The sequence below is a fragment of the Bacillus sp. LK2 genome, assembly GCF_001043575.1.
Lineage (GTDB): Bacteria > Bacillota > Bacilli > Bacillales > Bacillaceae_G > Bacillus_A > Bacillus_A paramycoides.
The window spans coordinates 1-9810 of sequence record NZ_LDUK01000042.1 but is presented as its reverse complement, the minus strand read 5'-3'; the positions used below and the strand labels follow the sequence as shown (position 1 = coordinate 9810).

The following is a 9810-nucleotide window of genomic DNA, read 5'->3' as shown; positions in this document are numbered from 1 at the left end:
TTTCTTTTTTTATTATGAAGGTGGAGATTTTTGAGCGTTGTTTGCTTAAAAATACTACCTGTTCCTTGCGGAACTTTTAGCCTTATATAGAGAGTGAGAGTAAATTAACCTTATGTAGTTATAAAAATGCTGTTATATCAAGGGTTTATAGGTAATTTCGTAGTTATCAAATTAGGTAACATTAGTTATCAAATTAGGTAACTACGAAATTATAAAAAATAGCCCTTAAAAAAGGGCTATTGGAAATTTTTTCAATAATGATTTGGATTTTATAAATAATGCTTTTAAAGTAATCTCAATATTGTCACGTTCACCAGAGAACATAATGTTAGGATTAATAAAAATTGCATTAGTACGTACGTTATTACCTTCGATTTCTTGACCTACTGCTTTTACTACAACACCTTTTTCTTGTAATTGCTTTAATACTCGACTAACTTTAGGTTTACTTGTTCCAAGGCGTTCAGCAATCTGTGTTTGAGTCATAGGAACTGCACTTCTAGAATGAATATCATCAACTATACAATTACTCTTAAATTGTAAAAAACGTTGAATACGCATTAAAAATAGTATTTCTTCATCAGTAAAATATCCCGTTTCCAAAGCATAGTTCCAATTATCTTGAATCAATTGAACAAACCTCACTTTCGATTGAGGACTTTTTTTAGTGCCTATGTAAAGCTCTTTACCAGTAGCTTTAGCCATAAGTTCCATAGCCTGTTCTAATTCAGCTTTAGCAACATCATTATGATCTTGCTTAAATTGTTCATTTTCAATTTCCAAATCTCTTTTTCTAGCATTTTTTTCAGCTTGTCCAAAATCAATAATTTTCTTTGTCATATCTAAGTTAATTCCTCCTTAATTGAGGGAATCAACAAAAATACCTATTTTTTGCTATTTGATTATAAATCAAATTATGATAATCTATAATCAGATAAATGAAGTTTAGGTATTTTCGCTGAAATACCCTTTTAAAAGAGTCATGTTAGCCGCATGACTCTTTTTTCATTCTATCATGTTTTTAACAACCTTAAAGATGAAAACAAAGTTTCCCTAAATTTTTTTAACGTTCCATGTCATATCCTCGATGTCTACTCATTTCCCTCTTATGCTCACGTTCAAATTGATTGTCTATTCCCTTGCTACCCAATTCATTTTTAATAAGCCCTCTAAATGCTTTAAATTGCTCTTTAAGGACACTTTTCGTTTGTTGGTATAAAACTCTTACATTAATCTGTAAATCTCTTATACAAGCTTTTAATGAGCTAATTTCCCTATTTAATATACCAACTTCCTCTTGCAACTTACTTTTTTCTTGTTTCAATGTTCGATTTTCTTTCATCCAATCCTCTGCATGTACTCTTAAACTCTCATTCTCTTTCACAAAATCTGTTTTTTTCAAACGCTCATAATCCTTTTTAATAGTAACCGCTGCATTCACTTGTTTTGTTAATTCTTGATATTGTTCTGGTGATAAAACATAATTTCTTGTCTGTTCCTTCGTAATTTCAGCTTTTCCAAACATCTTATCCTGTACTTCTGTTATTACTTCTTTACGCAAAAATGGAATTTTAATAGGTTCATTTGGCACTTGATCCGTAGCACTATCTAATTCTTTTTGCATTTGTTTCACTCTTTTTTCTAACTCTACATGACACTCGCCAATTAGTTGCAGCTTTTCACTTTCACTCTCTACTTCTTGTTTTACTATCTCTAATTCTTTGTACTTATCAACGACATCACTTTCCAAACTCTTTTTCGCTACTTCTAATTCGTTTGTTTTCTCTTCAATATTTTTTAAATGATGGTCAATCTTTTGTAATTGCGCTTCTTTTTCTTGTACTTGATTCTCAACAATTGATCTTGTTTCTGCATATTCCTTGTATTGACGGACTTTCATGTATTTATGTGAACCTACATTGGCACGTTCAAAATTCAGAATGTGTCCTTTCGCTAATTGCTCAATATAGGCCGTTTCTAATTCTCTCCAATGTGCAATTAACTTTATTCCCGTTCCTTCTACACCTTGTTGTTGCAAGGCTCTATCCATTCCGACACGCCTCGTTAATCCTCGACTACTTTCAAAATTGGGTACATAGTTAATATGTAAATGCGGATTGGCTTCATCATCATGTAAAACCATGTTATAAACCGCTAGGTTTGGATTTCGCTCTTGAAACGCTTCAGCATAGCGCTTCAGGGCTTCCTTTTTAGCTTCCCTATACTTTGGGTCATCTTTGCCTTCCCCAATCGCTACAACGAGTTCTCGTTGCTCATGTGTCTTATCGTCTTTATGTATTTTGTTATAATAGTCATCAATCTTACGGTCATTCCGTTTTTGTTTCTCGTTATACTTGTCCACTGCTTCTTGAAAGACATCTTTGTATACACTTCGGATGTCCTTTTGAACAAAGAAAATATTCTCATCTAATCTGGCTGGATCTATGCCAGGATTCCCATGAATGTTTTCTCTGTTATTGTGACTTAATGAACTTTGGTGAGATTGATTAAATGAAATAGAACCCAACATAAAGTGCCACCACTTTCCCTAGATTAATTGATACCATAAGTCTAGCAAAGCGACGAAATGGAGTCAATTAAAGTAACCCTATACGTATTTTGACGCTTTCGCATCAAAATCGATAGGGGTCTGCGACGCTTTTCGGCTCCGCCTAGCCATGCCTAGCATGGAAAAACACCTCGGACTTTGTCCGAACCTACAAGGGGAACACTTCCCCTTGACCCCCTCAATCGAACTCCCCACCCCCTCAATCCTTGAGGGACTCCCTCGCCGGTTGGCGTCCCCAAAACGGTTTGTTTTGAGGAACTGCCAAGAGGATGGAAAATCCGCTGCACGTATCAACTCCTTAATGCTCCTTTCATGGATCAGCATAAACCGCTGAACCATTCCAGTCCGCTTACCGTTGACACTTACCCATTATTCATCTTCTCCCAATAGTCTTATTGCGGGTTGTTCCAATCGTTCATTAAACCCTCTGTCATAGATAATATATCCATTCCCTTGACTTCGTTCTAAAATTTCTCTTATTTTCATTGGAACTAAATAAAATTCCTTAAACGACCGGTTTTAGGAAACTTTTGGTACTGGTTAGTCAACTCCAATGGTAATAACTATAGGGTTTCTAAAACCAACTAGTGGATCAAATTCATTTGTTAATTCAACTAAGCGTACGAAATTCGCTAAATGTTGGTGCTACCCCTATAAGCTTTTAATTTCAACATAAAATTATAAAAAACCTTGATGAGCATATAGCCCATCAAGGTTTCAAATTAATATAAGATTAACGCTCTTCACTATTCAACGGTTTATTCAAATTTCAATCTAGAGATTACTATTGTAAGTAACTAGTAGAAGTAATATAATCAAAATCCTCAAAAGAATCCACTAGGTTCTCGTGCTCAAAATTGTAAATTAAAATAACAGCGTTATATAACTTATTTAAGTTAACATATCCTCTAATTTTAGGTAGTATAATCTCTTCATATGAACACCCCTCTAATAAAGCAGAGATATTATCACTCTTTTCTTCTAATACTGCTTTTTCAATAAAATCCTCATCTGTTTCATCCATATCAATATTGAAATCTACAAAAAATTTAGAAGGTACAGACTCTCCGTCTTCATCGTATGTTAAATTGACATATTTCTCTAACTGGTTTTGTGTTTTAATATTACCTAACCATATTGAAACCATTCCTTGCTTTTCCATAAATAACACACCCCTATTTTAATCTTAACCCTTCTGGCAATGATGAAATTCCACCCTCTAATCTATAGTGAGCCCAATTATTAAGTCTTCTAATAAATGTGTTATAGTCATTTGATGTATCAATAATTGCCAATAATTCATTATGTGCTTTTGTAGAACCTAATCCTCCATGAACACCTTTAGGATTTACAAATTTAACATCAGATATTGCTGTTCTTAAATCTTTAATTTTTTCAGCACTTGTATCCCAAAACTTGAATTGTGGAGCCCTTGATACTAAATGCCATTCATGTAAACCACCAGGTTCTCTAAGCTGACGTTCTATTTTCTTTCTAATCTTTTTATCTTTCCATAATTCATCCAATTCTGCACTAGAAAGAGAATTAAAGAAATCATTAAATTTACCACTTTTTGCAGTCGGGATATCTTCTGTAGTTAATTTAGATATATCCTCTATCTTACTACCTTTTCCCGTACCCCTAGTTTCACTCTTAGCATTTTGATTGATTTTGAGATTATTAGTTTCGCTGGTTTTTTCAACACTTTTGATTTTGTCAAGCAACCCTGCCTCTTTTAATACTTTCTCTTCCTTTTCAGTTAATTCTACACCTTTTAAAGTTTTCTTCCCACCTTTTAACGCTTTTGCTATGTCTTCTAACTTCTTAGTAGGAAGGACTGATAAAACTAGCATTCCAGCTGCCGCCGTTCTACTACCTTCTTCTCCTGACAGCCAATCTTCACCGGTTACTGATTGATAAATGTCATTAATGAATACAAAATCACCTATGAAATGAGCGCTTTCTTTGAAAGACTCCTTATCAAACATCCACTTAAGTTCCTTCGTTTTATCCTCATCATAAACACCATCAACATACACATTATAATGTGTATGTTCTCCTACAGAACCCTTATTTACCTTTTCAGCTCGTACCTCTATCTTAGGTTCATTACGTTTTACATAATCCTGCCATTTTTCTTGAATGCCTTTTGTCCAACTTAACGCTTCTGCATTTGGAACCGTAAATGTACCACTGGAAGCATTCCATGCCGTCTTTGTTTGGGCTAATCCTTGGTTAACCGCTTGCTGTAAAGAGGCGATTTCTGAAAATATACTAGGAGAACTCGAATTAAAGGTGATCAACTTTTGTAATTTTTCTTCTAACTTTTTCTTAACACCACCATACATATGAATAAGCGTTGAGTTAGCTGATAATTGAGCTGTTCTCATCCCATCAAGATGTGGTACATTCAGCAACATTAGATTGCGTTGAATGCCCTCTGCCTGTCCTAACAATGAATTGACTTCACAAATTTTTATTTCTAACTCTGCTTGTATCAAGTCGCCACTATCTACTTGAGCAACATAAGTCTCTGGAAATTTCTTAACCGCACGTTCGACGGCTTCAGATAACAATATACCTGCCTGTGCAAGTGGATATAAGACCGAAGAAAAATATTGCTTTGCCGAATCATATGCTTGTCCCGTTAAAAAAGGACTATTCAGAGTAAAATCATTGATCGCTTTTTGTAATTGATTATAACCCTGCACTTGTTGTTTGCACATATTACTTACGCTCGATGCTTGTCTCTGAGAAGCTGAAACATACATATTAATACTCATATGTTCACTCCTTCTCAGCCATTGAAGCTTTTCTTTTTTCAGATGCTACATTACTCAAACTATTTTTAATGGTTCTATATTGAGACTTTAATTCTCGTTCTCCCTCGTCTACGTGATTCATAATTTTTTTGGATTCCCATGCAAATTCACTCATTGTTGTCTCATAAAAAATACGTTCATCATTTTTATGAAATAAATATCTCAATTGATCCATTACACGATGAGAATTCCTAAAGTGGTTATCATACATATCTTTTACTTGTTTGATTTCTCTGGTCTCTTTTGTAATTGCTTCTTCCTGTTTTATCAAATCCTGTTCCTCTTGATGCAACTTTTCCCATTCTGTTTGTGTCATGAATGCAAACCTCCAATTCGGTTGAATACAGTTTGACTCGCCGATTGGTCCATTGCTTCAAAATTTTCTGCCACACTATGTATATTGTTAGCCGCTGTAGAAATGGCAAGAGCAATTTGTTTCGCTGTCTCTTGTGCAATTTGAATAACTTCTTGTGCATTCGCATTACCAGCAACCGTTGTTTGTGTATCTGTCTCATTTGATATTAAAGAAGATTGAATCATAATATCTGTCGCACTTTTTAAAGCCGTTGCTTTCTGTTGCGCTCCACTTAAATCACTTTTGATATCAGACAATGTATTACCCCCTTAATCTGAAAAAATTCAACCAAGTATAGCAAAACGAAACAGGAAAACATCAAAATGTCTTTTATTCGAAACGTATGTCACATATTAAATACAAAATTATTAATTCATTCAGTTTTGTTTTTGCATTGCTAACATATTTCACAAACAAAAAAGCCATGCAATCACATGACTTATCGTAAAAATCTTAACGCTGTTAAATAAGACTCTTTTTCTTATTCTTCAATGTAAACTTTTAAATATTAGTTTACATTCAAATCACCGAAAATATTGACTTCTCGACAAATCATCTGATATCCTCAAAATACACAACAAAAGTATACATTCAAAACACTGTAAATAAAGAGGTAGAAAATCCATGAACAAAAAAACACATTTCATTGATGCCCAACCCATCCGTAGTAAAAAACAAATCGAAGATATGAAATGGCCTCTTAAACGTCATTGTTCCGAAAAAAACAATATTATAGACATCTTTTGTGTTTAATTTAACTATTATGATTAATCTTGATAAATATTTAATTGTATTGACTTAAAAAGGAAATAAGTGTATTTTTGTATTAAGTAAATTATTTTTACCTATGGCAACTTTAAAGTTATAAATCCCTCATAAAAGTATTTAAAAGTAATTCAAGGTTTATGTCATGGTATTCCTCTGTAGCTCCCGATATTATCTCGGGGGCTACTCCCGTTTTTGAAGTTAACATAACCCTATTTAATCATAATACAAACAAAAAGAACCAAATTTTTAAATAACACAGTTTCCCTTTAGGAGATGTTTTATATGAAAAATAAAAATCCAAAAAAAACAATTAACCATCTTAAAACAAATGCACAAGTTTCCGCAGAAGAATTATCAAAAATATTAGCAGATGATCACTCATTAACAACAGAAAACTTACTAATTTTAGGTGTTGATATACATGTATTATCATCGAAATGTGTATTAACCATCTACAAAATATTTAATGAAACAAAAGGATTAAAAACTATACGTAGTTCTATTTGGGAAAAAAGAGATAGTAATTGGAAGTTATTTTTTCATCAAGAAACAAAAATATACTAAGAGTAACTATTTATGATTAGAAACTATACTCATTGTTTTATTTCACTAAGCACATTATATATTTCATACAGATTTACCACCCATACTCAACCAAAATATACACAAATAAATCCCAACACTAATTTCTCACCTCTATTAAGTTTACATAACCCCACTTATCGGTAGTAAACAAAAGAGCTCACTCTTTGTTATATAGAAGTGAGCCTTTTTGTTTATTTATTAAATAAACGATTCCAAAAAGAATTTTTTTGCTTTGTAATTGCAAGCTGTTGAATACTTCGTATATTTTCCATCAACATTTTATCTCTTTCATTTGCTCGATTTTCTTGTCGAGTAAGTTGATGTTCCATACGTTCTAAAATTTCTCTATCACTTTTTCGTTCTTTCTCCATTTCTTCAATTTTTTCTAATAGGTGCCTATTAAGTTTATCTTGCTCTTTTATATAATCTATTAAACTTTGTATAGATTCATTTGTCACAGGAGTTAGAGAACGGTTAGAAGAGTGGGTTTCGCTTTTAGATTCTTGTTGTATTTCTTGGAGAGCGTCCCCCGTTCTTGATGAAGAGCGGTTTCCTTCACGCTTAGATATAATAACTTTTGCAGCTTGTTCTAAGTTGAATTTTTGCTCTTGTACTAAGCTTTTAAACAGTATGAGTGTATCTTGATCATAGTGAGTATAATAGCGAGTACCATCATCATTTTTCTCCCAGTAATATCCGTTCTTTTCTAGCGCGGCAGCCCATTTTCTTAAAGTACTTACCCCGATATTTAATCGTTCACTCATTTCTTTGTTTAACAAGACATATTCATATTCTTTCAAGCTATCACCTCACTCTTTAGAATATCATATATTTCCTTATGAGCGCTCTTTTACCCACTCTTCAATGATTATTCAAGAATGTTAAGAGAATTCCCTTTGTATTTTCCAGATTTAAAAAACAACGTGTATCCTCTTTTTAATTTATACAAGATTTTATCCAAAAAAAGATGAAAAACAAAATAGCAAGGATTCGGAGGATCCTTGCTATATCAACCATGTATAAAATCATGCATATCAATTTTACTAAAAAAAAGAAAGAACCCTATAAAAACAAGGGTTCCTTTTTTATCCTTGCTACTGATAATAGGACGTTATGTTAACTTTACATGAATACGATATACAACCAAAATCAAACAACATATCACTTTTTTAAAATGGTAAAATAGGGAAAAAGAAGAAAAGAAAAAAGTAAGGGAGGGACATAAGTGAAATATATTAATGGATTGTACATATCACTTATATTGATGGTGTTTGTTAATTTGCTTAATACTACAATATTTGATAATGAATATTCAGGGATAACAATGTATATCTCTTCTGTTATATTCGTAATTGGGAGCGCATTTTTCATAAATGCAAAACGACTTAAAATTAGTGAGAAAAAATAAAACAAAAAGTAACTTCCAATAACGTGCGTTATGTAGACTAAAAATATTTAAAGAGGGACCCAAGAAGTCCCCTCTTTTTTGATGTTTTTTGTTTTTACATTAATAACTGCTAGAATATCCATGATGATGGTGATGATGATATGGATAATAACCTACATGCTGGTATGGATAATAATGATGGTGATGATACGGATAATAACCTACGTGGTATGGATGATAAGGATAGTGACTTCCGTAATACGGAGTTGCCCCATAAATAGGTGTTTGTCTTTCCATCTGTATGCCCTCCCTATCCTCTAGAATTCTTAATTAAGATATGCGTCCAATATCTAAAAGTAAATAAGGTAAATACCCATCTGAGATAATCAAATTGTATCAAAACAAAAATCACGTTATCCAAAGACAATTCCACCTTGTCCTTGCTGCCAATAACAATAATTATGTAAATAAGCTGTCCATATGGATGGCTTATTTTATTTTTTTCTTAGCGTGGTTTTTTTCCAAAATACTGGCAATATCCGAATAAAAGAAATTTATCATGCCTAAAATTACCTAAAATTAAAAAGACCACCCTAAGGTAGTCTTTTTATGTAGGGTGGGAAGACATCGGTCTTCCCTTCGGGCTGCCCCTATGGAAAGGGCGTTTTGTTTCCAAAACTGTTTTTCCTAATTACATAGTATGCAAAAGTTTTAACTTGCTTCCTAAATTATTAAATAAAGATTTATGTAAACCTCACATAAGTCCTTATTTATAAGCCAAAACAAAAAGAGTAACAAAATGTTACTCTCATAAAAATATATTTAATAAAGTTCTTTTCTAAAATATAAAAAAAGCTTATCTAGGTGTATACACATTTTTGTCCCCTGCATACACTAATAATGTATAACGCCTATTTATTTGGTAAACTCCCTTACAACATAACAATTGAAAGGGGTCATTATGAATTATTCATTTAACAAATCTAATGAATTAATTCCTTTTAAAGAAGATTATGAGTGATTAAAAACAACCACTAGAGATCCATGTAATTCAAATTAAAATAAAAAACCAAAAATGTTACATAAACTTTTGGTTTTTTATTTTCTCCTTGTTTTTGGGTGTAAGTGCTGGCTAGTCGTGTGGGGGCTAAACCCCACATAGCGTTGATCCATATGGAAAAAGAATAATATCTTGAACGAAAGAACTTGCGGTTTGGCGGGTATAATTGCTGGTCCAAGTCGAGCAACCTAACACCTCGTTTTTGGTCTGTTCGGCTTGGCGACATGCCAAAACCCGCCAAAAAAAGTTTTGCAAGGACATAAT

11 protein-coding genes and 1 pseudogene are annotated in these 9810 nt (G+C 32.8%); 3 read left to right on the top strand and 9 right to left on the bottom strand.

Going from position 1 to position 9810, the window contains the following annotated elements:
- Nucleotides 1–225 precede the first annotated feature (225 nt).
- The 6 genes from VK90_RS21645 to VK90_RS21610 form a co-directional block, all read right to left on the bottom strand.
- Nucleotides 226–840, bottom strand: a complete 615-nt coding sequence (locus VK90_RS21645) for a helix-turn-helix domain-containing protein (RefSeq protein WP_048375136.1) — start codon at nt 838–840, stop codon at nt 226–228.
- 223 nt (nt 841–1063) lie between these two features.
- Nucleotides 1064–2530, bottom strand: a complete 1467-nt coding sequence (locus VK90_RS21640; protein WP_048375135.1) for a plasmid recombination protein — start codon at nt 2528–2530, stop codon at nt 1064–1066.
- 823 nt (nt 2531–3353) lie between these two features.
- A complete protein-coding gene (locus VK90_RS21630) occupies nt 3354–3731 on the bottom strand; it encodes an immunity 22 family protein (RefSeq protein ID WP_048375134.1) in 378 nt (125 codons plus the stop codon).
- Between the two features lie 13 nt (nt 3732–3744).
- Nucleotides 3745–5352: a pre-toxin TG domain-containing protein gene (locus VK90_RS29950; RefSeq protein ID WP_156185449.1), complete on the bottom strand. Its 1608-nt coding sequence runs from the start codon at nt 5350–5352 to the stop codon at nt 3745–3747.
- A 4-nt stretch (nt 5353–5356) separates the two neighbouring features.
- A complete protein-coding gene (locus tag VK90_RS21615) occupies nt 5357–5707 on the bottom strand; it encodes a DUF3958 family protein (RefSeq protein WP_048375132.1) in 351 nt (116 codons plus the stop codon).
- The gene (locus tag VK90_RS21610; protein ID WP_048375130.1) at nt 5704–6003 is read right to left on the bottom strand and encodes a TIGR04197 family type VII secretion effector; all 300 of its coding nucleotides are present in this window, start codon (nt 6001–6003) and stop codon (nt 5704–5706) included. Before VK90_RS21610 ends, VK90_RS21615 begins: the two co-directional genes overlap by 4 nt.
- A gap of 367 nt (nt 6004–6370) precedes the next feature.
- Between VK90_RS21610 and VK90_RS30850 the strand changes: the two are divergent.
- Nucleotides 6371–6481 (top strand): annotated as a pseudogene (locus VK90_RS30850) (tyrosine-type recombinase/integrase); the annotation flags it as partial.
- Nucleotides 6482–6796: 315 nt separating this feature from the next.
- Nucleotides 6797–7078 (top strand): hypothetical protein, encoded by a 282-nt coding sequence (locus tag VK90_RS21605; RefSeq protein WP_048375128.1) that lies wholly within the window; start codon nt 6797–6799, stop codon nt 7076–7078.
- A 212-nt stretch (nt 7079–7290) separates the two neighbouring features.
- Here the strand turns inward: VK90_RS21605 and VK90_RS21600 are convergent, their stop codons facing one another.
- Nucleotides 7291–7899, bottom strand: coding sequence for a MerR family transcriptional regulator (locus VK90_RS21600; protein WP_048375126.1), 609 nt, complete (start codon nt 7897–7899; stop codon nt 7291–7293).
- A gap of 425 nt (nt 7900–8324) precedes the next feature.
- On the opposite strand from VK90_RS21600, the gene VK90_RS21595 reads away from it, so the two are divergent.
- Nucleotides 8325–8507 (top strand): hypothetical protein, encoded by a 183-nt coding sequence (locus VK90_RS21595; protein WP_000875171.1) that lies wholly within the window; start codon nt 8325–8327, stop codon nt 8505–8507.
- Between the two features lie 99 nt (nt 8508–8606).
- On the opposite strand, the gene VK90_RS30325 is transcribed toward VK90_RS21595, so the two are convergent.
- Entirely contained in the window at nt 8607–8783 is a 177-nt protein-coding gene (locus VK90_RS30325; protein WP_197088222.1) for a hypothetical protein, read from the bottom strand.
- A 737-nt stretch (nt 8784–9520) separates the two neighbouring features.
- Nucleotides 9521–9810, bottom strand: a 290-nt coding sequence (locus tag VK90_RS30845; RefSeq protein WP_048375124.1) for a hypothetical protein, incomplete at its 5' end; no start/stop codon positions are given.

Bases quoted from the DNA above. Each gene is read 5' to 3' on its own strand.
- VK90_RS21645 (WP_048375136.1), bottom strand. From the start codon at position 840: ATGACAAAGAAAATTATTGATTTTGGACAAGCTGAAAAAAATGCTAGA.
- VK90_RS21640 (WP_048375135.1), bottom strand. From the start codon at position 2,530: ATGTTGGGTTCTATTTCATTTAATCAATCTCACCAAAGTTCATTAAGT.
- VK90_RS21630 (WP_048375134.1), bottom strand. From the start codon at position 3,731: ATGGAAAAGCAAGGAATGGTTTCAATATGGTTAGGTAATATTAAAACA.
- VK90_RS29950 (WP_156185449.1), bottom strand. From the start codon at position 5,352: ATGAGTATTAATATGTATGTTTCAGCTTCTCAGAGACAAGCATCGAGC.
- VK90_RS21615 (WP_048375132.1), bottom strand. From the start codon at position 5,707: ATGACACAAACAGAATGGGAAAAGTTGCATCAAGAGGAACAGGATTTG.
- VK90_RS21605 (WP_048375128.1), top strand. From the start codon at position 6,797: ATGAAAAATAAAAATCCAAAAAAAACAATTAACCATCTTAAAACAAAT.
- VK90_RS30325 (WP_197088222.1), bottom strand. From the start codon at position 8,783: ATGGAAAGACAAACACCTATTTATGGGGCAACTCCGTATTACGGAAGT.